This window comes from Brevibacillus sp. MS2.2, from assembly GCF_013284345.1.
GTDB lineage: Bacteria > Bacillota > Bacilli > Brevibacillales > Brevibacillaceae > Brevibacillus > Brevibacillus brevis_C.
On record NZ_JABSUZ010000001.1, the window covers coordinates 269,972 to 296,335 of the forward strand.

General features: G+C 49.6%; 21 protein-coding genes and 1 riboswitch. Of the genes, 4 read left to right on the plus strand and 17 right to left on the minus strand.

Annotated elements, in window-relative coordinates:
* Positions 1-10 precede the first annotated feature (10 nt).
* The 15 genes from HP568_RS01175 to HP568_RS01245 all read right to left on the minus strand — a co-directional run bounded on the left by HP568_RS01175 (position 11) and on the right by HP568_RS01245 (position 18,856).
* Complete coding sequence (locus tag HP568_RS01175) at positions 11-1,441, minus strand: PTS mannitol transporter subunit IIBC (RefSeq protein WP_048035238.1); 1,431 nt, start codon at positions 1,439-1,441, stop codon at positions 11-13.
* A 333-nt stretch (positions 1,442-1,774) separates the two neighbouring features.
* Positions 1,775-3,316: a degradosome RNA helicase CshA gene (gene cshA, locus HP568_RS01180; protein ID WP_048035239.1), complete on the minus strand. Its 1,542-nt coding sequence runs from the start codon at positions 3,314-3,316 to the stop codon at positions 1,775-1,777.
* 253 nt (positions 3,317-3,569) lie between these two features.
* Positions 3,570-4,427 carry a transporter substrate-binding domain-containing protein gene (locus tag HP568_RS01185; RefSeq protein WP_048035240.1) on the minus strand — a complete coding sequence of 286 codons (858 nt, stop codon included), beginning with the start codon at positions 4,425-4,427 and terminating at the stop codon, positions 3,570-3,572.
* A 116-nt stretch (positions 4,428-4,543) separates the two neighbouring features.
* Positions 4,544-6,517 (minus strand): methyl-accepting chemotaxis protein, encoded by a 1,974-nt coding sequence (locus HP568_RS01190; protein WP_173628087.1) that lies wholly within the window; start codon positions 6,515-6,517, stop codon positions 4,544-4,546.
* 71 nt (positions 6,518-6,588) lie between these two features.
* A riboswitch (cyclic di-GMP riboswitch) is annotated at positions 6,589-6,689 on the minus strand.
* A 139-nt stretch (positions 6,690-6,828) separates the two neighbouring features.
* Positions 6,829-8,457 (minus strand): formate--tetrahydrofolate ligase, encoded by a 1,629-nt coding sequence (locus HP568_RS01195; protein WP_173628088.1) that lies wholly within the window; start codon positions 8,455-8,457, stop codon positions 6,829-6,831.
* 147 nt (positions 8,458-8,604) lie between these two features.
* Positions 8,605-9,969, minus strand: a complete 1,365-nt coding sequence (locus tag HP568_RS01200; RefSeq protein WP_173628089.1) for an FAD-binding oxidoreductase — start codon at positions 9,967-9,969, stop codon at positions 8,605-8,607.
* Between the two features lie 16 nt (positions 9,970-9,985).
* Complete coding sequence (locus HP568_RS01205) at positions 9,986-11,260, minus strand: TRAP transporter large permease (protein WP_048035244.1); 1,275 nt, start codon at positions 11,258-11,260, stop codon at positions 9,986-9,988.
* A gap of 7 nt (positions 11,261-11,267) precedes the next feature.
* On the minus strand, positions 11,268-11,735 hold the full coding sequence (locus HP568_RS01210) for a TRAP transporter small permease (protein WP_048035245.1): 468 nt from the start codon (positions 11,733-11,735) through the stop codon (positions 11,268-11,270).
* Between the two features lie 64 nt (positions 11,736-11,799).
* Positions 11,800-12,849: a TRAP transporter substrate-binding protein gene (locus tag HP568_RS01215; protein ID WP_173628090.1), complete on the minus strand. Its 1,050-nt coding sequence runs from the start codon at positions 12,847-12,849 to the stop codon at positions 11,800-11,802.
* A gap of 62 nt (positions 12,850-12,911) precedes the next feature.
* A complete protein-coding gene (locus HP568_RS01220; RefSeq protein ID WP_048035247.1) occupies positions 12,912-13,682 on the minus strand; it encodes an SDR family oxidoreductase in 771 nt (256 codons plus the stop codon).
* Positions 13,679-15,103 (minus strand): aldehyde dehydrogenase family protein, encoded by a 1,425-nt coding sequence (locus tag HP568_RS01225; RefSeq protein WP_173628091.1) that lies wholly within the window; start codon positions 15,101-15,103, stop codon positions 13,679-13,681. Before HP568_RS01225 ends, HP568_RS01220 begins: the two co-directional genes overlap by 4 nt.
* A 20-nt stretch (positions 15,104-15,123) precedes the next feature.
* Entirely contained in the window at positions 15,124-16,200 is a 1,077-nt protein-coding gene (locus tag HP568_RS01230) for a tartrate dehydrogenase (RefSeq protein ID WP_048035249.1), read from the minus strand.
* A 218-nt stretch (positions 16,201-16,418) separates the two neighbouring features.
* The gene (locus HP568_RS01235) at positions 16,419-18,152 is read right to left on the minus strand and encodes a sigma-54-dependent Fis family transcriptional regulator (protein ID WP_173628131.1); all 1,734 of its coding nucleotides are present in this window, start codon (positions 18,150-18,152) and stop codon (positions 16,419-16,421) included.
* Positions 18,153-18,257: 105 nt separating this feature from the next.
* Positions 18,258-18,647: a hypothetical protein gene (locus tag HP568_RS01240; protein WP_048035252.1), complete on the minus strand. Its 390-nt coding sequence runs from the start codon at positions 18,645-18,647 to the stop codon at positions 18,258-18,260.
* Positions 18,648-18,655: 8 nt separating this feature from the next.
* On the minus strand, positions 18,656-18,856 hold the full coding sequence (locus HP568_RS01245) for a helix-turn-helix transcriptional regulator (RefSeq protein ID WP_173628092.1): 201 nt from the start codon (positions 18,854-18,856) through the stop codon (positions 18,656-18,658).
* Between the two features lie 297 nt (positions 18,857-19,153).
* Between HP568_RS01245 and adh the strand changes: the two genes are divergently transcribed.
* A complete protein-coding gene (gene adh / locus HP568_RS01250) occupies positions 19,154-20,674 on the plus strand; it encodes an aldehyde dehydrogenase (protein ID WP_048035254.1) in 1,521 nt (506 codons plus the stop codon).
* A 3-nt stretch (positions 20,675-20,677) separates the two neighbouring features.
* Positions 20,678-21,019 (plus strand): DUF779 domain-containing protein, encoded by a 342-nt coding sequence (locus HP568_RS01255; protein WP_173628093.1) that lies wholly within the window; start codon positions 20,678-20,680, stop codon positions 21,017-21,019.
* Positions 21,020-21,077: 58 nt separating this feature from the next.
* Here the strand turns inward: HP568_RS01255 and HP568_RS01260 are convergent, their stop codons facing one another.
* Together HP568_RS01260 and HP568_RS01265 are read right to left on the minus strand one after the other, a co-directional pair.
* Positions 21,078-22,697 (minus strand): DEAD/DEAH box helicase, encoded by a 1,620-nt coding sequence (locus HP568_RS01260; RefSeq protein ID WP_173628094.1) that lies wholly within the window; start codon positions 22,695-22,697, stop codon positions 21,078-21,080.
* An 18-nt stretch (positions 22,698-22,715) separates the two neighbouring features.
* The gene (locus HP568_RS01265) at positions 22,716-23,336 is read right to left on the minus strand and encodes a class I SAM-dependent methyltransferase (RefSeq protein ID WP_173628132.1); all 621 of its coding nucleotides are present in this window, start codon (positions 23,334-23,336) and stop codon (positions 22,716-22,718) included.
* Between the two features lie 174 nt (positions 23,337-23,510).
* Here HP568_RS01265 and HP568_RS01270 point away from each other — a divergent pair, with 174 nt between their 5' ends.
* Both HP568_RS01270 and HP568_RS01275 read left to right on the plus strand, forming a co-directional pair.
* Positions 23,511-24,203: a response regulator transcription factor gene (locus HP568_RS01270; protein ID WP_048035257.1), complete on the plus strand. Its 693-nt coding sequence runs from the start codon at positions 23,511-23,513 to the stop codon at positions 24,201-24,203.
* Entirely contained in the window at positions 24,181-26,334 is a 2,154-nt protein-coding gene (locus HP568_RS01275) for a sensor histidine kinase (RefSeq protein WP_173628095.1), read from the plus strand. The genes HP568_RS01270 and HP568_RS01275 overlap by 23 nt, the downstream gene beginning before the upstream one ends.
* The last annotated feature ends 30 nt before the right edge of the window (positions 26,335-26,364 follow it).

A 26,364-nucleotide genomic window follows, 5' to 3' on the forward strand; every position in this document is an offset into this window, starting at 1 on the left:
TTGATTCCCCTTACCCCAGGCGTTTGACCAACTTGTCATACTCGGGACTATTCAAGAAATTTTCAATGGAGATATGCTCCGCAGAAGGCGCTTTGACCTGCGCTCTTTCTGTTAAAGACTTGTGCGTAATAACGATATCAGCGTCACCTGGAATGTCGTTGATCGCCGTATTGATAACCGTAATCTCGGTCAGGCCCGCATCCTTGAACTTTTTGCGCAAGGACGCCGCTCCCATCGCACTGGAGCCCATTCCCGCATCGCAAGAGAAGACGACTTTTTTCACGTCAGCAGCAGCTACCTCATGCTTCACTGGTGCTTCTACCGCTTCTTGTGCCTGTGCTTTTTTGCCTTTCATCTCTTGCATTTTTTCTGTCGCTTTTTCCAGTTCATCCTCGTCTGTCTTCGCGCTCATTTTCAAGAGAGCAGATGCGATGAGGAAGGACACGACAGTCGCTGCCAACACACCAGCCAGTACCGGTAGCAATCCACCACGCGGAGCCATTGCAATCAAGGCGAAAATACTACCTGGAGACGGTGGCGCCACCAATCCTGCGCCAAGCAGCGTGAAGGTAAACACACCAGCCATCCCACCACCAATGGCCGCCAGAATCAGACGCGGATTCATCAGCACATACGGGAAGTAAATTTCGTGGATACCCCCGAAGAAGTGAATGATGACAGCACCCGGAGCCGATTGCTTGGCACTGCCTCTGCCAGCAAGCCAGTATGCCAATAAAATTCCCAGACCTGGTCCCGGATTAGATTCAAGCAGGAAGAAAATCGATTGCCCCATCTTCGCCGCTTCATCCAGACCGATCGGGCTCAAAATACCGTGGTTAATCGCATTGTTCAGGAACAGGATCTTCGCTGGCTCGATGAAAATGCTGGCAAGCGGCAGCAGTCCTGCACCTACAATGACTTCTACACCCGCTGCAAGCGCCTTGCTCAGGCCTACAACGACTGGCCCAATTGCTTGGAAAGCCAAAAGTGTCAGTAACCCGCCAACGATACCCGCGGAAAAGTTGTTCACCAGCATTTCAAAGCCGGAACGAATTTTTCCTTCGAACAACTGGTCCACTTTTTTGATGACCCAGCCGCCCAAAGGACCCATGATCATGGCTCCCAGGAACATCGGGATGTCTGCACCTACAACAACCCCCATCGTAGCAACGGCACCTACGACCCCGCCTCGAACATCATGGACCATTTTCCCGCCGGTATAACCGATCAGCAGTGGCAGTAAATACGTAATCATCGGTCCAACCAGTTTGGCCAAATTTTCGTTAGGCAGCCAACCTGTTGGGATAAATAAAGCGGTAATTAATCCCCAAGCGATGAAAGCACCGATGTTCGGCATGACCATCGCACTCAAGAACCGTCCAAACTTTTGTACCGAGACCCGTATTCCACCCGAAGCGTTTTTTGTTTCTACGCTCTCCATACTGAACCCTCCTTTACCCCTATTTATGAGATGTTGACATGATTGAAATGATAATGTGTACACCTCAAATATAAAGCGTTTTCATAGGGGGTAACAACAAAATCAAAGCGCGAATTTGTCTGACTCGTTGTTGCCAAAACTTAATTGCCCATAGAAAAAAGACCTCTGCTCAGTTGCAGAAGCCTTCTTACAAATTCTCCGATTCAACCTTGATCACTATGCACACTCCTAGTTTGTCACAGATCCCCCTAACTATTCGCAGGCAGGTCAACACAAAAAAAGACCGATGCGCACATGTGCACATCAGTCCTTGCTTGCATTACCGCTCGCTTCCTAGCTGCGTGGTGGACGAGATTCGCCACTGCGTGGACGGGAGTCACCGCTGCGTGGACGAGAGTCACCACTGCGCGGACGAGATTCGCCGCTACGTGGACGAGATTCACCGCCGCGAGGACGATATTCGCCATTGCGTGGGCGAGATGGACGCTTTCCACCAAAACCGGAACCAGAACCGAAGCCACCTTTTCCTTTTGGAGGCAGCTTTTTCTTCCCTACACGAAGAGGAGCCTCTTCTGTCAGGCGGACAGGTGTCGTATCCGGCTCTTTGGTCAACAGCTTGAGTGCTGCGGATACCAACGTTACGGAATCAACATCTTCCAGCAATTGTTCTGCCAATGTTTTGTAAGCAGACAGATCATCTCTTCCGGACGCTTCCAAGATTTTGTCTACCGTCATTTTTTGTTGACCTTCCAGAGCTTCTGCCATCGAAGGAACAGCATGACGCTCCATGCGACGCTTGGTCGTACGCTCAATCAGACGCAGATGGTCAATTTCACGGGAAGTAACAAATGTGATCGCGAGACCCGTTTTACCAGCACGTCCCGTTCTTCCGATACGGTGAACGTAGCTCTCGGAGTCTTGTGGAATGTCAAAGTTGAATACGTGCGTAACCCCGCTGATATCCAGACCGCGGGCTGCAACGTCAGTCGCTACCAATACTTCGATTGTACCTTCTTTGAACTTGCGCAGTACGCTGTCGCGTTTTGCCTGGTTCAGGTCTCCGTGGATACCTTCTGCTCCATAACCGCGCTTGGTCAGAGCTTCGGACAGCTCATCCACTCTGCGCTTGGTTCTACCGAATACGATAGCCAGCTCAGGCGAATGAATATCCAGCAAACGGCACAGAACATCGAATTTTTGTCTTTCTGCTACTTCCATATACTGCTGCTCGATGTTTGGTACGGTTACTTCTTTTGCTTTCACTTGAATAATGGTTGGTTCGCTCATGAACTGCTGAGCGATTTCCTGGATCGCTCTTGGCATCGTCGCCGAGAAGAGCAATGTTTGACGATTGGTAGGAACCTCTTTCAAGATTTCCTTGATATCGTCGATGAAGCCCATGTTCAGCATTTCATCCGCTTCGTCCAAGATCACCATCTCAATCGCATCGAGACGAATCGTTCTTCTTCTCATGTGATCCATGAAACGACCAGGTGTTGCTACGATGATTTGCGGGCGTTTTTTCAACGCCTTGATTTGACGCGTGATGTCTTGACCACCATAGATTGGCAGGGCAGAGATGTTTTTAAATTGGGCAATTTTATTAATCTCTTCCGCCACCTGAACAGCCAGCTCACGAGTAGGAGTCAGTACAACCCCTTGAATGTTGCCATTGGTTTCGTCCAAGCGCTCCACCAGTGGAATACCGAATGCAGCCGTTTTACCAGTACCTGTTTGTGCCTGACCGATCAGGTCACGACCTTGCAGTGCTACAGGAACTGTTTGATCCTGAATCGCTGTAGCCTCTTCGAAGCCCATGTTGCTCAACGCTCTAACAATGGAGTGGTGTAAGCCAAAATCATTAAAAGTCGCCAATGAATGTCAGTCTCCTTTATCAATACCTTCATCTATAAAATTCTCAAAAAAAAGGGCACTATTCCTTACGATCCGGAACATGCCCTTTTATCCCCGATTGTACGTAGCACCCTAAAGAACATAGCTGTAATCGTACCATGCAATGCCTGAAAAAGCAAACTGCTTATATACCTAAATTGCCTGATTTTGTGTGGCAACCGTTTGTAAAAAATAACAAAGCAGCCCAGAATCAGGCTGCTTGTCTGTTATTGAATTATTTTACCCATTTGTTGTACAGCTCATCAAACTTCCCTTGCAGTTTCATCTCGTCCATCCACAGATCCAGGTAGTTAGCGAAGATGCTGTCTCCACGGTGAATCATGTACGCTTTTTCACTCTTGGTGAACGGGTTGTCAGTCAGAGCGGCATACAGGCGGGAGTCTGCTTTGGAATATACAATCGCTTCCAGCGTATCCGTGATCATCACATCGTACTTACCGCTTGCTACCAGACCAGGAATGTCGAGGTTGTTTTGTTCAACAGTCACAGTTGCTTTTGTCAGGTGCTCACGAACGAATTTTTCGTTGGTGCCTCCTGGATTCACACCAATGCGCACCTCTGGCTTGTTGATATCTGCTACACTCTTGTACTTGTCCTTGTCTTCTGCACGGATGAGCGGAGCTTTACCGAACATAATATAAGGGTCGCTCATGTGAGCTTTTTTCTGGCGATCTGTGTTGCGCGTTACGCCTCCGACAGCAATATCGAATTTATTTGCCAAAAGATCGTCCATCAACGTCGGCCATGATGTTTGGACAAAACGCGCCTCTACTCCCAAGCTTTTTGCGAATTCTTTCATCGCGTCGATATCGTAACCTTCGAATTGGTTCGTTTTTGGATTCAAATATGTAAACGGTTTGTAGTCACCTGGAGTACCTACGAGGATATAGCCTCTCGCAATGATTTCGTCCAAACGGGACTCAAACTTCTTCGCTTGCGGTTTTTTAGCAGCTTCAGCAGCTACGGTTTGGACAGGCTTAACCGCTGTTGCGGCAAAAGCACCTGTTCCTGATGTCATGAGCATAGTTGCAGCGAGTGTGCTCGCCAAGATTGTTTTTGTGAATTTTTTCATCTGGGTTCTCCTCCTGTTAAACGGTAATGAATTTAGTTATCAGACACAAACTCCATCATCCCCCAATGGCATCCCCCCTTTCAAAGAAGAGGACTTACAACCTGTTGAGCTGCCTCCTACACAGTAAACCTGCCGATTCCTTGCTGTAATTCTTCTGCCACTGCATTCAAACGCTCGACAGACTGGCCAATTTCCTGGATGGCTTGAAGCTGCTCTTCCGTTGCCTTTGCCACTGTTTGCGCGTCGAGTGAAGCATGTTTTGCAATGTTATGCATTTCATCTACAGAAGCACTCACCTGTTGGGAGCCTGCCGACATTTGTTCAGATGCTGCGGATACTTCCAAAATGTGCGCGGCAACGTTACGGGAAGACTCCAGAATATGCCCGAAGATTTCGCGAACCTCTTCGACCAGTTGAATACCATGCTGTGCGTTTTGGTTGCCCGCGGTCATGACCTCTACCGCGTGACGAGTATCCTGCTGGATTTCTCCGATCAGCATCGCGATTTTGGATGCGGATTCTTCGGATTGATTCGCCAGCTTTTTCACCTCTCCGGCAACGACAGCAAACCCACGTCCATGCTCGCCTGCACGGGCTGCCTCAATCGAAGCGTTCAAAGCAAGCAAATTGATTTGCGAGGTCAACTGACTGATCGTATCGAGAATGCCTTCGATTTCTTTGGAGCGATTGTTGAGCTGCTCGATGGCTACTGTCGCCTTCGATGTTCCCTCGCCAATGCTTCCCATCTGGAGCACTGCTTGCTCTACCACAGCAGTACCTTGCTCTGCCTGCTCTGTTGCTACCTGGGCAGCCTCTGAAACATGTGCAGACGTCTCCGCGATTTTCACGATGCCTGCTGCCATGTCATTCATAGACAACGCGACATCCTGCGAGCTGGTGGCCTGCGCCTCTGCTCCCTCAGAAATCTGTGCGATAGACATGCCGATTTGGTTGATGTTTTCCGTCGCTTGTTTAATGCCTTCGGATACTTCCTGACTAAAACGCTGTACTTGATCAGACGACAGAGATACGTCTTCGATCAAATTTTTCAAGTGCGATACCGTCTGGTTAAAGTCACGTGACAGAATGGCAATCTCGTCTTTTCCGTCAACCGTTACGGTCTCTTTCAAGTTCCCCTGCGCCACTACATTTACTGCGCGATTCAGACGCTCAATTGGTTTCACCATGCGTACAGCCAAGAAATAAACGAGGACAACCCCAATTGCCAACACGATGAGGGAAATCACCAGCAATCGAACTGACAGTTGATCAACAGGCGCATGCAGCTCTGCTACAGGTGCAGTGATGTATATGCCCCAGTTCAAACTGGTAGGAGCATAGGAAGCAAATCGCTCTGTATTCTCGTCTATATATTGGGCGATTCCATGATTCCCTTGCTTGATTTCTTCAAAGGCAGTCTGAAGCTCAAGAATACCCGTGTCGAGAATCGATTCCTTCAGAATGTACTCGCTATTCGGATGATAAATAAATGTTCCTGTTTTGCTTACTAAAAAGGCGTAGCCAAATTCACCGAACTTCTCCTCGGACACCTTTTTCTGAATTTCATTGATAGGAATCGTAGAGCCGATATAACCGTATTGACGATTGTCCTTCATCAATGGAACGACAAGGGTCACGATGTTATTCCCTGTCCGCTTCGAAATAACTGGCTCGGAGACAACAACCTTTCCTTCCCCTTTACTCGCTTCCTTAATATGCGGACGATCCGAGATGTCGGTCACTTCTCCCATGAAATTGATCACTTTCTTACCGCTTAAGTCATGCGAAAAGAAGAACGTCTCAAACTGGGGGTTTTTCTTTTGGGCTGCTTGAATGAGTTTCAGGTCGTATTCGACATTTTGATCTGCCGACATCAATCCTCCCATCGCTCTTACAATCTCAATTTTTTCTTGAAAGAAACCATCGATACGAATCGAGAGATTGCTAGCTGACAACTCAGCTTCTTTGTCCAGACTGTCTGCCAAAAGATTGGAAGCACTCCAATAACTGGCACCGCAAACCGTACCCAAACTAATAACCAACAGCAGGCACAAAACGATAATTAGCTTATTCTTCAAACTATTTTTCATACCGAATCCCTCTCCCTTCTCTTTTTTCAACAAAAAAAAGACTGCCCACCGACAGCCCATTATGACTACGGTATGGCAACCCGGCTGTCCTAGCTGCGAAAGTCATTTGACTTTCGTCCTTAGACCCGTGGCTTTGCGTCCCTGCCTTTCAGCAGGTTTGCCTTTGTCATTCCTTGTTGTTTTTTCAATTTAAGTCCACTTTTTTTTCAATCTCACCTTTCTTTTCCCATAACTTTCCGCCAATAAACCTCAAAAACACAAAAAAGCTGACAACCTTTTACAGTTGTCAGCTTTTTGTCAAACTTTTTTGATTAGCTTAATCCGATCACTTGCCCATCCTCGTCTACATATAACGATTCCGCGGCCGGCTTTTTCGGGAGGCCTGGCATCGTAACCAAGCTTCCGGTCAGTGCGACGATAAAACCAGCTCCTGCTGATATGCGCACTTCACTCACTTGAATCGTGAAGTCAACAGGTGCTCCCAGCAAATCAGCGCGATCCGTAAAGGAGTAAGGTGTTTTCGCCATGCACACAGGCAGATGGGACATGCCCATTTCTTCTACCTTTTGCATCGTTTTCAATGCAAGGGGCGAAAAGACAACCCCTGATCCACGGTATACTTCTTTCACGACAGTCTCAATCTTGTCTTTAATGCTGAGGTCTTCTTCATACAAGAATCGGAAGGAGGAAGGCCGCTCTGCTGCACGGGTCACTTTTTCAGCCAGCTCGACACCGCCAGCTCCTCCTTCTGCCCACACTTTAGAAAGGGCTGCCTCAGCTCCAGCCGCTTGGCATAACGCAATTACGGCATCGACCTCTGCCTGGGTATCTGTCGCAAAATGATTGATCGCCACCACTGCTGGCACACCGAACTTTTGCAGGTTTTCCAGATGGCGCTTGACGTTTTCGAAGCCTTTTTCCAGAGCAGACAAGTTCTCCACTGCGAGGTCAGGTACTTTTACCCCGCCGTTGTATTTCAACGAACGGACCGTAATGACCACGACAGCAGCCGATGGAGTCAGGCCTGCTTTTCTGCACTTGATGTCAAAAAACTTCTCTGCTCCCAGATCCGCACCAAAGCCCGCCTCTGTTACGACGTAATCTGCCAGCTTCAAGGCCATCTTAGTTCCGATCACGCTGCTGCACCCATGCGCGATATTGGCAAAAGGTCCGCCGTGAATGATGACAGGAGTTCCTTCGATTGTCTGTACGAGATTAGGCTTGATAGCTTCCTTCAAGAGAACGCACATGGCATCAACCGTGTTGATTTCTTCTGCCCGTACAGGCTGATCATGGAAATCATAGCCAATAATGATATGGTTCAACCGCTCGCGCAAGTCTGCCAGATTCTCACTCAAGCATAAAATCGCCATGATTTCCGATGCGGTCGTAATCATGAAGCCATCCTCACGCGTCATTCCATTGCCGTCACCCAGACCAACCACGATGTTACGCAGTGCTCGGTCGTTCATGTCCATAGCCCGTTTCCAGACGATTTTCTTTGGATTGAGCCCGCGCGGATTGCCATGGAAAATATGATTGTCGATCATCGCCGCCAACAAGTTATGTGCAGCTGTAATCGCATGAATGTCCCCTGTAAAATGCAGGTTAATTTCATCAGCCGGGAGAATTTGTGCTTGGCCGCTTCCGGTAGCGCCTCCTTTGATCCCCATGCAAGGGCCCAAGGACGGCTCGCGAAGCGCTGCAATTGTTTTCTTCCCGAGATAATTTAATGCTTGTGACAGACCAATTGTCGTGAGCGTCTTGCCTGCTCCCGCCGGGTTAGGGTTCATCGCTGTAACAAGAATCAGTTTGCCATCAGGGCGATTCTTCACTTGCTCCCATAGCTCATCTGATAGTTTGGCCTTATACTTTCCGTATAGCTCCAAATGCTGTTCTTCGATACCTGCAATCTTGGCAATTTCAACAATGGACTTCATACTTGCCTCCCTGCCACACCAGAATGTAATGCACCAGTTACCAATCTTCTACATTCTGCATCAGCATCCTTTCTCCTTTCCTCTTCGACACATTACGCAAAAGAAAAAGCCCACATTCCGACAAATGTTCAGAATGCAGGCTCTCTGTTACTTCCCGAAAATTTTTCCCGGATTCAAAATGCCATTCGGGTCCAGCACATGCTTCATGGCTTGCATGACGTCCAGTGCTTCTCCGTGCTCCTTGCGCTGATATTTGATTTTCCCTACACCCACACCATGCTCTCCGGTGCAGGTTCCTCCCCGACTCAATGCGTATTCCACCAGATGGGCATTTACTTCCTCGGCACGCGCCACTTCTTCGGGGTCATTCAGGTCGATCATCAGGATAGCGTGATAGTTCCCATCCCCGACATGCCCTGCAATCGCTCCATCCAGTCCAGCGCGGTCAATGGCTTGCCGCGCGTCCACAACAGCTCCTGCCAGCTCGGAAATTGGCAAGCAAACATCTGTCACCATCAGCTTTTTCCCGGGGGATTTGTGCAGGAAGGCATACGCCAGGTTATGACGAGCGTCCCAGAGCTGCGTCCGCGCCTTCGAATCTGTCTCAAAAAGGAACTGCGTGCAGCCATGTCCAGCGGCGATGTTCTGCGCAAAGTCGATATCATACGCAAGCCCTTGTTCACTACCGTGGAACTCGATAAACAGCGTTGGTGCTTCCGGGTAGCTCGTTTCTTTGTACAGATTCACTTGTTGGATAGAGCGTTCATCAACCAGCTCGATTCGCGCTACTTGAATACCCGCTCCGAGAATATCCACGACGGTATCGACGGCATCCTGCACAGAAGGGAAGCTGGCACGTGCCGCCGTTGTCGCCTCAGGGATGCCGTAAACACGCAAGGTCAGCTCCGTGAATACACCAAGCGTTCCCTCCGACCCGACAAATAGCCCGGTAAGATGGTAGCCTGAGGAGGATTTGGCTGTCATACTCCCTGTACGGATGATACGTCCATCCGCCGTCACCACTTCCAGATCGCGAACCTGATCACGCATCACGCCATAGCGGACAGAGGTCGTTCCACTGGCATTTGTAGCAGCCATCCCACCCAAAGTCGCGTCCGCTCCCGGATCGACGGAAAAAAACAATCCGTGCTTTTTCAATTCTTTATTGAGCTGGGTGCGCGTCACACCAGGCTGAACTCTCACGAGAAAATCCTTCGGTCGCACCTCCAGCACTTGGTTCATCTGGGAAAAATCCATGCTAATTCCGCCCGCATAAGGAATTGCATGGCCTTCCAGACTGGTCCCCATGCCAAACGGCGTTACCGCAATGCGCTTTTCGTTGGCCAGCTTCATGATTTGACTGACTTCCTCTGCCGTCTGCGGAAACACCACCACATCCGGAAGATGCGGAGTATGATACGATTCATCATGACTGTGGTGCTCCAGTATAGTGGGGTTGGTCGATACTCGTTCTTCCCCCAGCAATCCCACTAACGCCTGCTTGTAATCCACGTTGGTTCCCCCTCCGTTACTTGCTCAAGTTGACAAGGAATAAGCTGATTTCAGGAATGTAGGTGATGAGCAGCAAGTCGACGATCATGATGACCAAAAACGGGATCACCGCTCGCTCAATCTCCGTATTCTGGAGCTTCGCAATATTTCCTGCTACCAACAAATTGATCCCAACCGGTGGAGTCAGCATACCGATCGCGGAGTTGACGACCATGATCACCCCGAATAGCACCGGATCGATGCCCAGAGAATTCGTGATCGGCAGCAGGATCGGCGTCAGGAGAATGATCGTAACCGCCGTTTCCATAAACGTCCCCAAAATGAGCAGCAAGATGTTAATAATGAGCAACGTAATGATCGTGCTGTCGGTAATCCCCAGCATGAATTGCGCAATTTCCTGCGGGATGTTTTCCCTCGTCATCAGGTAACCAAATGCATTGGCGGTCGCGATAATAAGCATAATGACTGCTGTCATGCTGGCAGAGCCTGCGAATATTTCCCCCAGGTCCTTCCACTTGATCTCCCGGTAGACGAAAAGCCCGACAACCAGGCCGTAAATTACGGCTACCACTGCCGCTTCTGTCGGAGTAAAGATGGCTCCGTATATACCACCAAGAATAATGATCGGCATGAGAATCGCCAAAATGGCGTCCTTGAATGCCTCCCATATCTCTTTGGGTGTATGCTTCTCTCCGCCACCCCAGCCGTTTTTCTTACTAATCCAATACGAGTACAGAATCAGTGAGATCGCTACGAGAATACCCGGTCCAATCCCGGCAATAAACAAGTCGCTAATCGAGGCACTCGCTGCTACCCCGTACAAAACCATCGGCACGCTCGGAGGAATCATGACACCGATCGTTCCCCCTGTTGCATGCAAGGCCGCTGAAAACCGGATATTATACCCTTTTTTGACCATGTGAGGGATCAAAATTCCCCCTACGGCTGCCGTTGTTGCAGCAGAAGAACCCGATATCGCTGCAAAAAAAGTACAACCCATAACCGCCACGATTGCCAATCCTCCAGGCAGGTTCCCGACAATCGTATTCGCAAAACGAATCAGCCTAGCCGAGATTCCGCCTGTTTCCATCAGCTTTCCTGCCAGAAGAAAGAACGGGATCGCCATCAGCGGGAAGGAGTCTGTCCCGTTGAACATTTTTTGAATGACAACCAGTAGAGGGATGTTTCCCTCCAGCATAAACACGACAACGACAGATAACCCCAGTGCCACCCCAATCGGTACGTTTAAGATCAGGAGCACCAACAGTGTTACAAACAAAATCGTACCCACAATCTGGTCACTCCTTCCCGGTTATGTCTTTCCATGTCACATGGATCACGTTCATGATGAGTAAGGCACCGCTGATCGGAATCACCATGTATACATAGCCCATGGGAACGAGCAGAGTGGGTGAGGTTTGTGTCATACTTCTCGCAGATAACAAGTAGCCTTGCTGAACCATGACGAGAAAGAAAACCAGGCTACACAAAGCGGCAATAACCAGCACCACCTTGTTCATACGAGGGGACAAGTACTTTTGAATGTATTCCGTACCGATGTGTGCTTTGATCGACATCGCGTAAGCTGATCCCAGAAATGTGATCCAGATTAGCAAATACCGAGCCAATTCCTCCGTCCATGCCAAGGGCTGGTCGAGCAAAAAACGGAAAAGCACCTGCAAGAAGACAGCGATCACCATAATAGCCAGAAGGGCAATGATGAAAAAACGAAGGATGCTGTTTATTTTGGAAACAAGGTTGCCCACACACAATCTCCTTTCGCAGGAAAAAGGGGAGAAAAGCCAGAGTGGCTCGTCTCCCTTCTGCCGTTTATTTTGTATTTACAATTTGATCCACCAGCTCTTTGCCAAACTGCCCGGAAAATTTGTCATAGACAGGCTTCATCGCATCCCGGAAAGCTTGCTTATCCACGTCCTCGGTAATGACTACACCTTTTGCTTTAATAGTGGAAATGGCCTCTTCTTCCATCTTGATCATCAACTCGCGCTCGTACTGACCCGCTTTCTTGGCTTCCTCGGCAAGAAGTTGCTGAACATCTGCCGGGAGCTTATCCCATACAGGTTTGCTGAACAAGATCATCGCCGCTGAATAAACATGCCCGGTCAAGGCCATTTGTGTTTGCTTGGATTCATACAGCTTGTAGGTCTGTGCGACAATCGCCGGATTTTCCTGGGCATCGACCACTCCTTGTTGCAGCGCCGTCAGGGCCTCAGTCCAAGCCATTGGGGTCGGCTTCGCTCCCAAAGCTTCGAATGCTGCCAGATGGATCGGGTTTTCCTGCGTGCGTATCTTCAACCCTGCCACATCCTCCGGCTTCTTGATTACCTTCGAGCCGTTCGTAATGTGGCGGAAGCCGTTTTCAGCCCAAGCCAGACCAACCAGATTGGCGTTTTCCAAATCCTTGAGGATGTCCTGCCCGACTTGTCCGTCGAGTACCTTGTATGCCTGCTCACGGCTGTCAAACAAGAACGGGAGATCCAGCACGCCCAGCTTTGGATGGAAGTTCATCACGGGCGCAGTCGAGGTAATCGACATATCCGCCGTTCCAAAGGTCAGCGCCTCTGTCAATTCACGTTCCGCTCCTAGCTGGCTCAGTGGATACACCTCGATTTTCACTTTTCCGTTCGAGCGCTTGTCGACATCCTCGGCCATTTTTTTCAATGCCAAATGGTATGGATGATCCTCCGTCAGTGAATGCCCTGCTTTGAATACATAGCTTTGTCCGTCACTTTTCGGTGCTTCAGACCCCCCGGCTTGTCCCGCAGGCGGGGCAGTCTGTTGACCGCCTCCGCACCCAGCCAGAAATAAAGACACAGACATGATGCTCGCTAGCACGAAGCTCCCCTTCTTCCGAAACATGCGATAGTACCCCCTGTTGATTCTTTTGTTTTTTAAATAATATGAAAATTTAGTTCATTTTACTAGATCCCTCTTCCACCGTCTACATTCATGACCTCGCCCGTGACAATTTTGGATAGATCAGAAGCCAAATAAAGGGCCGCCTGCGCGATATCCTCCGGCTGAATCAACATGCCCAATGGTACACTGCTGATGAAAATATCTTTTTTCCCGGCCTCTACTTCCGCTTCATCTCCATTGATAAACTTACCCAGCATCGGTGTCTCTGCCGGCCCTGGATTGATGACATTGACCCTGATTTGAAAAGGAGCGAGCTCAATCGCCAGTGCCTTGCTCAACATGATAGCGGCCCCCTTGGACGCGCAGTACGCATTCAACCCCGGACGAGCGCGAATCCCGGCAATCGAAGCGATGTTGATGATGCTGCCTTTGCCCTTCTCCTTCATGTGAGGCACCGCATGCCTTGTCGTCAAAAAGATCGACTTCGTGTTCACAGACATGATCCGATCCCACTGCTCTAAGGTCAGCTCCTCAATAGGGGTAAACGCTTGGGGAACACCCGCGCAGTTGACCAGGACATCGATCGAGCCGTACACTTCGAGCGTTTCCTTTACGAGTGCAGCAACGCTCGTATCGTCTGCCACATCTGTTTGCACTGCATGACCTTTTCCTTGTGGCAGCTCTTGAGCGACCGCTACTGCCGCCTCCTTGTTCAAATCAGCCAGGATGACATTGGCTCCCTCGTCCGCAAAAAGCTTCGCAATAGCCTTGCCCATTCCTGACGCTGCCCCTGTTACCATCGCCGTTTTTCCTTGCAAAAGTTGCCCATTCATAGGTTGATCACCACCATTCGCTCTTCCGTCATCTCTTCGACTGCGTAACGCGGACCTTCCTTGCCCAGTCCGCTATTTTTGATTCCGCCGTATGGCATGACGTCATTGCGATAGGTCGATACGTCGTTGATCACCACGCCACCGTACTCCAGCACGCGTGCTGCTTTCATCGCAACGTTCAAATCACGGGTAAAAATCCCCGCCTGCAAGCCATACTCCGAATCGTTGGCTTGTGCAAACGCGTCATCAAGATCATTGTATGGAATGATCGTGACGACGGGCGCGAACACTTCCCGGCAAACCACCTTCATCTCTGGCCTTGTATCCACCAACACAGCGGGATAGAAGAGAGCTCCCTCCCGTTTGACAGGCAAGAGCGATCTGGCCCCTTGGCTAATTGCTTCCTGTACCCATTCCTCGGTACGACTCGCTTCTTTTTCACTGATCATCGGTCCGACATCCGTGTCCGGATCTTCCGGGTTCCCTACCTTCAACTGATTTACATGCGAGACATACAAGTCACTGAACGCTTGCATAACCGATTCATGCACGTAAATGCGCTGGACAGCAATGCACGCTTGACCGGCATTGTGAAAGCTGCGGGCGGCTGTTTGACGGGCTGCCAGCTCCAAATCTGCATCGAGGTGCACGATATTGGGAGAGTTGTTGCCCAGCTCCAGCGCAACAGGACGCATGCCACTTCGCTCCTTGATGCGGCGACCGACTTCTCCTGACCCGGTAAAGGTGTACATGGCGATGCGCTCTTCATCCAGCAGCCATTCCCCTACCTGACTGCCTGCCCCTGTCACGATATTTACATAGCCTTTTGGCAAGCCCGCTTCCTCCAGGATCTCCACCAGCAGAAAGGTTGCGATAGGCGTGACTGTAGCTGGCTTAACCACCAGCGTATTTCCTGCGGCTAGCGCTGGTGCGATCTTGTGCGTGCTGAGCAGCAAGGGATAGTTAAAAGGCGTAATAGCACCGATTACTCCCTTTGGCACCCGAATGGTAAAGCCCAGACGGTTTTCCGAGCCTTCTGTTGCTTGCAGCGGAATCATTTCCCCGTGAATTTTCTTGGCTTCCTCTGCCGACAAGCGCAGTGTATTGATCGTCCGATCCAGCTCATTTATCGCGTCCTTGCGCGTTTTGCCCACTTCGCGAATCAAGGATCGCTCCATCACGTCCCGACGCTCCTCCATTAGCTCAGAGGCTTTCAGCAAGATTTTGTATCGTTGAAAAGGAGTTAATTTGTCCGCCTTAAACGTCTCCCACGAAGCTTCCACCGCTTCTGTTACATGCTGTTGCTCTGCCTTGGCAATACGTGCAATGCACTCGCCTGTGTACTTGTGAAGGACGGGAATATAGCTCTCCGTTTTTACCCATTCTCCACCGATGTACAAATCATACGATCTCGCCTCCATGTCCTCTTCCTCCCTTATATTTATCTCGTTGTTTGATAGATGTGGCGAACGATTTCGTCTCCCAATTCTATTGTTGTCGCCGTCCCCCCAAGATCAGGAGTGAGCACCTTGCCATCTTGCAACACGTTTTCGATGGCGTTCATGATGACAGCACTGAGCTCTGGCAGATCGAGATGATCCATCATCATGGCGATGCTCCATACTTGTGCGATCGGATTGGCGATACCTTTCCCCGCGATATCTGGCGCAGAGCCGTGAATGGGCTCAAACATGGATGGATACTTGCGCTCCGGATTGATGTTCGCAGAAGGGGCCAAACCCAAACCACCGACGATCGCCGCTCCGAGATCGGTCAAAATGTCTCCAAACAGGTTGCTCGCGACAACGACGTCAAACGTTTCTGGTCGCGTGATGAAATAGGCAGCGAGTGCGTCGATATGATACAGATTGGTCTGGATACCTGGGTATTCCTGACTGACTTCCTTGACGATCTCATCCCAGAAAGGCATGGAATGGTTGATGCCGTTGGACTTCGTCGCTGCGGTCACGCTCTTTTTCGAACGCTTTTCCGCCAGTGCGTAAGCGTATTTGAGGATGCGCTCTGTGCCGTACCGGGTAAATACATTGTTTTGCACCGCCATTTCGTACGGTGTACCCTGGTGCATGCGCCCGCCCATATTGGAGTATTCACCCTCTGTATTCTCCCGCACCACGACGAAATCGAGATCGGCATGCCCCTTATAGCGAAGGGGACTTTCCAGACCTTTGAGCAGCTTGACCGGGCGAAGGTTCACATACTGCTGGAATGCACGGCGAATCGGCAAGATCAACTCCCACACAGAGACATGGTCCGGAACCTCTGGCGCACCAATTGCACCAAGCAGAATCAAATCATAGTTTTTTAAAATAGGGAGTCCATTCTCCGGCATCATTTTGCCGTGTTGGAGATAGTAGCTACAGTTCCAATCCATGACATCACGAGCAAACCGAATGCCGCCGTGACTCTCTTCAATGGCTCCCAACACTTTCAGGCCTTCTTCCATGACCTCGGGACCGATTCCGTCTCCTGGAATTACTGCAATGGAATAGTGAAGCAACAGTCTCCCTCCTAAAAATCTAAATTTTTCGACTTTATGAAACACTATTCACTTGCATGATTAATGCCAAGCTCCGTATCATACCCCTGAGTGGATAAAAGTCTGCCATCCATTCCTCTCCATGCCTCACTCGTCTGGTGATATTGCAAAACAACGCAACAAAATGTTGCAACACGCATTGCAACATTTGTTCACGACAGCTATACCGTTTCATCCATTTATGACTCTTCCTGATGGATCGCTGCCCCAATCTGGTATTCTTCTATTTTGCGATACAAGGTATTGCGTCCGATTTGCAGCATTTTGGCCGCCCTGCTGACATTACCGCCACTTTTTTCGAGTGCCATTTTGATCGCTTTTCTCTCTGTTTCACGCAACGAAGGAATGGCATGATCCGAAGACTCAGGCGTATCGGCTTCCATCAATCCCTCTAGCTGAATGTGATCGCAATCAATGGTGTCCCCCTCTGCCAAGAACACAGCTTGAATCAGCACGCCTTGCAGTTCCCGGATATTCCCCGGCCATGAATAAGCACACAGCTTGTCCTGTGCCTCAGTGGTTAGCATGTACGGTTGTTCTGTGTCGATCTGCTGCAATAGATGCTCCGCCACCTGGATGATATCACTGCGCTTTTTCAATGACGGCAAATGAATGGAGACCCCTTTGAGCCGGTAGTACAGGTCAGCCCGAAAACGTCCCGCTTTGATCTCCTCTGACAGGTTTCGATGCGTAGCAGCAATGATCCGCGCATAAATGGGGCGGGATTGATTGCTCCCCACCGGAGTGACGACCTTTTCCTGCAAAACGCGCAGAAGTGCCGCTTGCGCACGCAAAGACATATCCCCGATCTCATCCAAAAAGATCGTGCCTTTTTTCGCCGCTTCAAACTTTCCGATTCTTCCTTCCCGATGTGCCCCTGTGAATGACCCGCTTTCATATCCAAATAATTCGCTCTCAATCAAATTTTCTGGAATTGAACTGCAGTTCACTGCGATAAAAGGCTCATGCGCGCGCGGACCTGTCTCGTGGACCATTTGAGCAAACAGCTCTTTTCCCGTACCGCTTTCCCCCAAAATGATCACAGGAAAATCTACCTGCGCTGCCTTTTGTCCGAGCATCTTTGCCTGCAAGAAGAGCGGGCATGAACCAGCTAAACGCGGAAACGGCTTCAGCTTTTCTTTGGGTGCCGCAGACCAAAAACGCGGGCGATGATCTTTCACATGACGACCAGCACGCTCTTGCTCCGCACTGACTCTTGTTCCCAAGGCTTCCTTTCCAAGCTGCTGCTGCGCGACCTCATTTAGGCCCACGATACGCTCGTCCCGATCCAAGCCGACGAGTGCCAGCTTTCCTCGACTATCTCCTGGGCGTGATAAAGTTGGTAAGGCAATCACGCGCTCCGCATCTGCTAACAAAAAGCGGTTTTGCAGAGCCTCTGCGATCATGCAAGCAATGGTTAGGGCAAACGGATGGGAATATTCTTTACGCGTACTAATGTCAATGATGCCCAACAGCTCACCCGCAGGTGAAAAAATAGGTGCCGCTGAGCATGTAAGAAAGCGATTTTCCAAGAAGTAGTGTTGCTCTCCCTGTACCTGAATCGGCTGCTGTGCGATCAGTGCTGTCCCAATCGCATTGGTTCCTTTATAGTCTTCTGTCCAGTTCGCTCCGATTTGTAACTGTACTTTTTGTGCCTGGTTGGCGAAGACCGGGTCCCCGATCGTTTGAATAATATTTCCTTCCCGGTCAGACAAGAGTGCGATGTGCTCTGTCGATAACAAAAAGGGAGCAAGCTTGTTAAAAAGCGGGAGACTTTCACGAATCAGAGGGTGATTATCCTGAATGATTTCTTTGATTCGTCGGGCAGAAATGATTTGATCATTGGCCTTCTCCGTAACCTTGAGGTTCGATTCCTGACAGCGCTTCCAAGATTGCTGAACAATCGTCGACAACACGATTCCCTCCCCCAAAAATCATTCCTTCTCAGTATAGCATGAGAGTCTTTGCTATAGAAAAACCAGTCGAACCACGAGCACATTTGTCCGACTGGTTGCTATTTATCTGAACTTCCGCGAATAGAAAAATTCCGTAATCGGCGCCACAATGAACGTCAAACCGACGACGACTGCCAACGGAATGTTTTGAATGTCATTGAGTGCAGTAACCCCTTCCGACAGAAACAGGACCGCAGCAGACAGCACCATAAGCGCATAGTACCCGATTCTCGCACTTTGCGTCTTGATATGCTTGTCTAATTCGTCATTTTCACTGTATTTCCCGCCCTCGTAGTCTCCCCATGTGATCGAGTTCAACAAGTATGACAGTGCAATGCAACCGAAAATGATCGTGCTTACATCCAGCAACTCATAACGAACCCACCGATAGCCTCCGTGCCCTGCGATCGCTAACAATAGGATGGATGAAACAATCACGTTGAACTTTTTCATAGCTTCTCTCACTCCTCACTGTATGGTTGAAACAGCTCGTCAATCGTTACCCCTAAATTCCTCGCCAAATCAAACGCCAATTGCAGGCTCGGATCGTATTTGTTGTTCTCTATCGCATTGATGGTTTGTCTGCTAACATTACACAGCTCAGCCAGCCTGCCTTGCGAGATGTTCCCTTTTTCTCGAAATTCCTTTATTCGATTTTTCATGGAGTCCGTTCACCTTTCATTTACAGGTGGGTGTAAAAAACCTTTTACACCCAAACTATAGGGCACGACAACAAGATGTGTCAAACATATTTTACACCCCTAGCCGTCATCGGTCATTTTCCGACAGCTACCCACTCTTTTGTCCCAATACGGAACACAACATGATCCATTATGGAACAATTTCTCCGCTCATCCACTCCAGAAAACGCTGTCATTTCGAGCTTTTTCACGTTGGTACGAGACTTGCTTTTAGAGAGGGCTGTAAAGAAATATGTGATAAATGAGGAGGCGCTCGCAATGATCTATGCTCAGCCCGGCCAAGTCGGTTCCAAGGTGACTTTCAAAAATCGTTATGAAAACTACATCGGGGGTAATTGGGTTCCGCCAGTGAAGGGTGAGTATTTCGAAAACGCATCACCTGTAACAGGCAAGGTCTTTTGCGAGGTAGCCCGTTCGACAGCCGAAGATATTGAACTGGCACTGGACGCTGCCCATGAGGCAAAAGACGCGTGGGGTCGTACCTCTGTTGCACAGCGCGCGAATATTTTGTTAAAAATCGCGGATCGGATGGAAGCAAATCTGGAGATGCTGGCAAACGCAGAGACGTGGGAAAACGGCAAGCCTGTTCGTGAAACACTCGCGGCCGATATCCCGCTGGCAATTGACCATTTCCGTTACTTCGCCGGAGCCATCCGCGCTCAAGAAAGTACACTCGCTGAAATCGATAACGATACGGTCGCTTACCATTTCCATGAGCCACTCGGTGTCGTTGGTCAAATTATTCCGTGGAACTTCCCGCTCCTCATGGCTACATGGAAGCTGGCTCCAGCCTTGGCTGCGGGAAACTGCGTCGTCCTCAAGCCAGCAGAGCAAACACCTGCATCCATCATGGTGCTGATGGAGCTGATCGGCGACCTGCTCCCGCCTGGTGTCGTCAACGTTGTAAACGGCTTCGGTCTGGAAGCGGGTAAACCTCTCGCTTCAAGCAACCGCATCGCGAAAATCGCTTTTACAGGTGAAACGACGACAGGACGCTTGATCATGCAATACGCTTCCCAAAATATCATTCCAGTGACGCTGGAGCTGGGCGGAAAATCGCCAAACATCTTCTTCCCGGATGTGGCTGCAAAAGACGATGCCTTCTTTAACAAAGCAATTGAAGGATTCGTACTGTTTGCGCTCAACCAAGGCGAGGTTTGCACATGCCCATCCCGTGCGCTCATTCACGAAAGCATTTACGATCAATTCATGGAGCGTGCCCTGCAACGGGTAGCCAATATCAAGCAAGGAAATCCGCTCGATACAGATACGATGATCGGCGCACAAGCTTCCTTGGAGCAGGTAGAAAAAATCCTCTCCTACCTGGATATCGGCAAACAAGAAGGAGCCGAATGCCTGATTGGCGGCGCTCGTGCACAGCTTGCAGGTGATCTCGAGGGCGGCTACTACATCCAGCCAACTGTCTTTAAAGGCCACAACAAGATGCGCATCTTCCAGGAAGAAATCTTCGGTCCGGTCGTTTCCGTAACGACCTTCCAGGATACAGAAGAAGCGCTCGCCATGGCAAATGATACGCTGTATGGCTTGGGTGCTGGAGTATGGACACGCGACACAAACACAGCTTACCGCATGGGCCGCGAAATCCAGGCTGGTCGCGTCTGGACCAACTGCTACCACGCTTACCCGGCTCACGCAGCATTTGGCGGCTACAAAATGTCCGGTATCGGCCGCGAGAATCACAAAATGATGCTGTCTCACTACCAACAAACGAAAAACCTGCTGGTCAGCTACAGCGACCAAGCTCTGGGCTTCTTTTGATCCATGAGCCAGCCAGAAAAAGTGCTCGCGACAGATGCTGCACTGGCATTAATTGAACGGCTTCGCGCCAAACACGGTGACCTGATGTTTCACCAGTCAGGGGGCTGCTGCGATGGCAGTTCCCCCATGTGTTACCCGCTCGGAGAATTTCTCGTGGGTGCGCAGGACGTCCTGTTGGGGGAGATCGGAGGCTGCCCGTTCTACATGGGCAAAGCGCAGTATGAGTATTGGAAGCATACGCAGCTCATCATTGACGTCGTGAATGGGCGTGGCGGAATGTTTTCGCTGGAAGGACCTGAGGGGGTACGCTTCCTCACACGTTCACGGGTATTGCCCGAATCATAAAAAAGAAAGACCGCTCCCGCCTTTCGTTGGCTGGAACGGTCTTTTTTTGCTTGGATTGCTATCTGGATTTTTTGCGAGAAGTACGATTTGCAGGAGCAGAGCTTGTCCTTTTGCCTGGTTTTGCATTCGGACGGGCTGAACTGCGTTGTGCAGGTACTGGCTTCTTGCTAGAGCCGCTAGACTTGCGATCAAAACCACTTGCTGCACGGTTTCCTTCCTTCGGCTTACGTCCAGTACCGCCTGCTGCTCGGTTACCGTCCTTCGGCTTGCGATCAAAACCGCCTGCTGCTCGGTCACGTTCCTTCGGCTTGCGATCGAAACCGCCTGCTGCTCGGTCACGTTCCTTCGGCTTGCGCTCAAAACCGTCGCTCTTTTGTTGACGCCCTTCCCCATCTCTTCGGCGTTCCCCAGAGCCTTTCTTGCTTCGCTCAGACGGCTTCCCTTTGCCTTTGCCTCTACCTTGCTTGTCCCCGCGACGTTCGTCCTTCCCGGATCGATCAGCCTCAGACCTTTGCTGTCGTGTCTGTTTCTTTTGATCGCCCGACTCTCCACGATCCATTTCACGCCGCTCCAGAGACAGATTGATCCCTTCTTCAATCTCCCTGAGTTGCCCCCAATCCTTCCCCGCCACCAGTGTGAACGCCGTTCCTTTTTCCTTGGCTCGTCCCGTTCGACCGATCCGGTGTATATAGCTGTCTACATCTTCTGGAATGTCGTAATTGAAAACGTGCGTAACTCCCTCTACATCAAGCCCGCGCGCTGCCACATCAGTTGCGACCAAGTACTGAATCCTGGCTTCGCGGAAACGCTTCATGACATCTTCGCGCTTCGCCTGTGACAAATCGCCGTGCAGCTCGTCAGACATATAGTCCAAACCTTGCAACGCAGCATTCAACTTACTCGCTCTGCGCTTCGTCCGGCAAAAGATCACCGCGAGAAACGGACGTTCTTCATCCAAGAGACTGCACAGCGTGGCTTGCTTCGCACGGTCTGTCGTTTCCACCACGATTTGGCGAATATCGTCTAGCGTGATGCGTTTGCCCTGAACTTTGATATTTTCTGGCTTTTGCATAAAGCGCTTTGCAAGTGATTGCACCTGTTCCGACATGGTGGCCGAAAACAGCATGATCTGCTTTTCGAAAGGTGTTTTGGCCATAATATCCTCTACCTCGGGCAAAAACCCCATGTGCAGCATTTGATCCGCCTCATCCAGGACAAACATCGATACCTGCGATAAATCGATCGTCCCTCTGCGCAGATGGTCCAACAAACGCCCCGGCGTAGCGATGACTACTTGTATTTTTCCAGCCAGCTTTCTCAGTTGCTGATTGACATCTTGTCCACCATAAACAGCAAGCACATGCACGTCATCCAGCATCGCTACAAGCTTCTTAACCTCTGCTGTAATTTGCAGGGCAAGCTCTCGCGTAGGCGTCAAAATCAATGCCTGAACATGCGCTGCTTCCGGATCAACCTTTTCCAAGATCGGCAAAATAAATGCAAGTGTCTTTCCCGTTCCCGTCTGCGCTTGCGAGATTACATCTTTTCCTTCGAGTACGACAGGGATTGCTTGTTCCTGAATCGGTGTCGGTTCCGTAATCCCGTTCTCTTGCAGGGCATGTATCAATTCCTTGCGAATTCCCAATCTCCAAAAATCAGCCAGTTTCGCCATCTCCATTCATCAATCGATCCGTTATTATTTCGTACATACTGCCATGCCGATAAAGTACCGTACGCCATCTCGGGGTGTTTTTTCAAACGTAACGCCTCTCTGATAGTACATATCCACGTCAGAATAGCGTACAAACAGCTCCGCGAACTCTTCCGGCGTTAGCTGATGAACATGGAAGGGCTCACTCGTCTGCATGCCCCGCCCTCTGCCAAATGGACTGGACAGCACAAGCGTACCACCTGGCTTCAGCATCCGATACAAGTTATCCATAAACAGCAAATCGTCTGCGACATGCTCAATAGTCTCAAAGCTCAAAATCGTATCAAACAATCCCAATTGCTCGGGAAGCGCCGGATCAAGCGCGTCACCCTGCTGATACGTAATCTTTTGATGGTTGTATTCCCGATCGGCGTACAATATCGTCGCCTCATCGTTGTCGACTCCGATCATTTCCGTCAGCTCTCGTTTTCGATCCTTTGCGATCATATGACATCCGTAGCCGGTACCGCAAGCGATATCCAGCACTCGACCTTTTACATAAGGAGCGGCAAAATAATATCTGGCTATATGCTCCATCAGCATGCCATTCGTAGGTTTTAACAGCTTGGGGATGATTCTCTCCCCTGTCCATTCCAGCAAAGCCATCACCAATTTTCTCGTATTCTTTCTCACATCTTACCTTATTTATCGGCTCGATCCTATCAGCTAGCATTTCCTGAACGCGGTTTATTAAGAAATTTGTAAGACATTTCATTACTGTTTTGTTAGAGCTGGGCGTTAAGATAGTACCATGAATGCATTCATAAGGTGGGACGAATCATGACCAAATATCAAGTCCTCGTAGTCGACGACGAGGCTGAAATCCGCGACGCAATCGAAATCTATCTCAAAAATGAATCCATGACCGTATTCAAGGCTAGCAATGGACTGGAAGCGTTGGAAGTACTGGAGAATGAAGAGATCCAACTCATCCTGATGGACATCATGATGCCCAAAATGGACGGGATGACCGCCACCTTTCAAATTCGCCAGAAAAAAAACATCCCGATCATCATGCTCTCTGCCAAATCAGAGGATACCGATAAAATCCTCGGGCTCAACATCGGTGCTGATGACTACGTGACGAAGCCTTTTAATCCCTTGGAGTTGATCGCTAGGGTCAAATCTCAGTTAAGACGTTTTACCAATCTGGGAAGCGCTCAAATGACAGAGGATGAGATTCAGGTACGCGGCTTGACCTTGAACAAAAGCACAAAAAATGTAGCGATTGACGGTAACGAGGTCAGGCTGACAGCTACCGAATACAAAATCCTGGAGCTGTTGATGGAAAACAAGGGCCGCGTTTTTTCAATCGAGGAAATCTATGAACGGGTCTGGAAAGAGCCTTATATGAACGCGGAAAACACGGTAGCTGTCCACGTGAGACGCATTCGGGAAAAAATAGAGATCAACCCGAAGGAACCAAAATATTTGAAGGTGGTATGGGGAATTGGATACAAAATCGAAAAATAAACGCTTTGCGGTGCCCGTGCTCATTGTTATGATCGTGAGTATTTCGCTCGCTCTCCTGACAATGGCCGATCTGTACCATAAACGCGAGAATCTCCAAGAGGATAATTACTTTCAAAGCTCAGGCTTTAATCGTGAATTAGAGACATTTGCCGAGCTGGTGAAAAACGTTCATGTAGATTATGCAAGCTACACTCCAGGAAAGCTCGACGAGAAGACAGCGAATCAGCTCAAAAAAGAGCATGAGGAAACCCTCCGAACGATTAAAGAAGATAACCCGCTCTTAGATTCGATAAAACGGGCAAAAAGTGAGGGTGACAACGAGAGAGTCGCCCAATTAACGGAAGAATATTCACAAAGCTTGCAAGAAAACATCGCAAAAGCAACGTCGCATTATCAGGAGCAAGTGAACAACAGAATCGCCGAAAGAGATACCGAGTACGAGGAACAAAAAAATAGCCTCACCTTGCGAAGCGGCTCCTTCAAATACTACGTCACCGATAAAAAGAACAACAAAGTTTACACCAATCTCGCGCAAGAACCTACAGAATGGGAACTGGCCCGATATGCGCGCTACACAATCAACCTCCCTAATACGAACGGGGATTTGGATAGCATCAATCGCACTTATCAACTGAATCAACTAAGCGGTATCTTTTATGTCCCAAAAGAACCAGACGGATATAGTCAGGTCCACGCAGATGCCCTTTACTACGATTCCATTCGGGAGCGGCTGATTGCCGAATTTGTCTTGCTTACGGTCACTCTCCTCATCATTGCTTTTAGCTTTTTGTACTTGCGAACAGGCAAACCGGCAGAAGTGCCTATTGTCACAAAAAGCATGGCTCTGTTCCGCCTTATCCCGCTGGATATTCGGATGGGTCTGGTGTTCGTACTTGGAATTACGTACTTCATTATGTTGGCGAACCTGCGCTTTTTCTTCTTGCCGATTGATGGTGTGCATATCTTTACCCTTGCGTTCGTATCCTTGTTCACCGCTTACCTGCTTTTACAACTGCTGGAGGCGCGGCTCATGTACAAAGAACCCGAGAGATTCTTGCAACAGTGGCAAAAGAGTATCTTTGCCAGACAGCGTATCCTTCTTCAAGAAAGCTATGCCAATCGCGGCATGTTCTTTAAAGTATCCACGTTGTTCATCCTGACTGTCGTGTTCGGAATGAGTATCGGTTTCGGATTCGTCGGGCTTATCGAAGGAGCTGGCGGCTTACTGTTTTTCAGCTTTTTGTATGGCATGTTTTACATGATCGTGGTTTTCCCATACTCGCTTAGACGCTTGGGACTGATGAACCGCATCATGCAAGGTGCCTCCGAAATGGCTGGGGGCAATCTGAACACTACGATCCAGAAGGTAAAAAAAGGCAAGTTATCTGATCTCGCGCACTCTCTCAATAACATCACAAAGGGTCTCAAGCACGCGATGGAAGAGCAGATGAAAAGCGAGCGTATGAAATCTGAATTGATCACAAATGTTTCCCATGATTTGAAAACACCGCTTACGTCGATTATCAACTACGTTACCCTGCTCAAACAAGAAAACTTGACACCTGAGGAACGCAAGAGCTACGTCGATGTCTTGGATCGCAAGGCAGATCGACTGCGCGTTCTCATCGATGACCTGTTTGACGCAGCCAAAATGTCCAGCGGTGCGGTTGAGCTAAATATCGAGCAAGTGAATGTAGCCTCCCTGCTCAACCAATCCATTGCAGAATTCAGTGACAAAATCGAGCAATCGACGCTCACTTTCCGCGTAACGACGGAGCAGCCAAAGATCGTCGCTCCTCTGGATGGCAAGAAAACGTGGCGTGTATTCGAGAATCTGATTGGCAACGCCCTGAAGTATTCCATGCCGAATACACGCGTCCTGATTCATTTGGCAGAGACACAGGATGAGGTCATCCTGACGTTCAAAAATGTCTCCGCCTACGAAATCGACTTTGATGCACAGGAACTGTTTGAACGGTTCAAGCGCGCCGATCAATCCCGTCATACCGAAGGCTCCGGCCTCGGCTTGGCTATCGCGAAAAGCATCGTAGAATTGCAAGGCGGCAGGCTGTCGATCGATATTGATGGCGATTACTTCAAAGTCATCGTTGTATTCCGCAAACACGCTTAAAGATCACATAGAAAAGCCAGTGCCCGATCG

Bases quoted from the DNA above. Each gene is read 5' to 3' on its own strand.
- HP568_RS01175 (WP_048035238.1), bottom strand. From the start codon at position 1,441: ATGGAGAGCGTAGAAACAAAAAACGCTTCGGGTGGAATACGGGTCTCG.
- HP568_RS01185 (WP_048035240.1), bottom strand. From the start codon at position 4,427: ATGAAAAAATTCACAAAAACAATCTTGGCGAGCACACTCGCTGCAACT.
- HP568_RS01190 (WP_173628087.1), bottom strand. From the start codon at position 6,517: ATGAAAAATAGTTTGAAGAATAAGCTAATTATCGTTTTGTGCCTGCTG.
- HP568_RS01195 (WP_173628088.1), bottom strand. From the start codon at position 8,457: ATGAAGTCCATTGTTGAAATTGCCAAGATTGCAGGTATCGAAGAACAG.
- HP568_RS01215 (WP_173628090.1), bottom strand. From the start codon at position 12,849: ATGTTTCGGAAGAAGGGGAGCTTCGTGCTAGCGAGCATCATGTCTGTG.
- HP568_RS01220 (WP_048035247.1), bottom strand. From the start codon at position 13,682: ATGAATGGGCAACTTTTGCAAGGAAAAACGGCGATGGTAACAGGGGCA.
- HP568_RS01225 (WP_173628091.1), bottom strand. From the start codon at position 15,103: ATGGAGGCGAGATCGTATGATTTGTACATCGGTGGAGAATGGGTAAAA.
- HP568_RS01240 (WP_048035252.1), bottom strand. From the start codon at position 18,647: ATGAAAAAGTTCAACGTGATTGTTTCATCCATCCTATTGTTAGCGATC.
- HP568_RS01245 (WP_173628092.1), bottom strand. From the start codon at position 18,856: ATGAAAAATCGAATAAAGGAATTTCGAGAAAAAGGGAACATCTCGCAA.
- adh (WP_048035254.1), top strand. From the start codon at position 19,154: ATGATCTATGCTCAGCCCGGCCAAGTCGGTTCCAAGGTGACTTTCAAA.
- HP568_RS01255 (WP_173628093.1), top strand. From the start codon at position 20,678: ATGAGCCAGCCAGAAAAAGTGCTCGCGACAGATGCTGCACTGGCATTA.
- HP568_RS01260 (WP_173628094.1), bottom strand. From the start codon at position 22,697: ATGGAGATGGCGAAACTGGCTGATTTTTGGAGATTGGGAATTCGCAAG.
- HP568_RS01265 (WP_173628132.1), bottom strand. From the start codon at position 23,336: ATGGCTTTGCTGGAATGGACAGGGGAGAGAATCATCCCCAAGCTGTTA.
- HP568_RS01270 (WP_048035257.1), top strand. From the start codon at position 23,511: ATGACCAAATATCAAGTCCTCGTAGTCGACGACGAGGCTGAAATCCGC.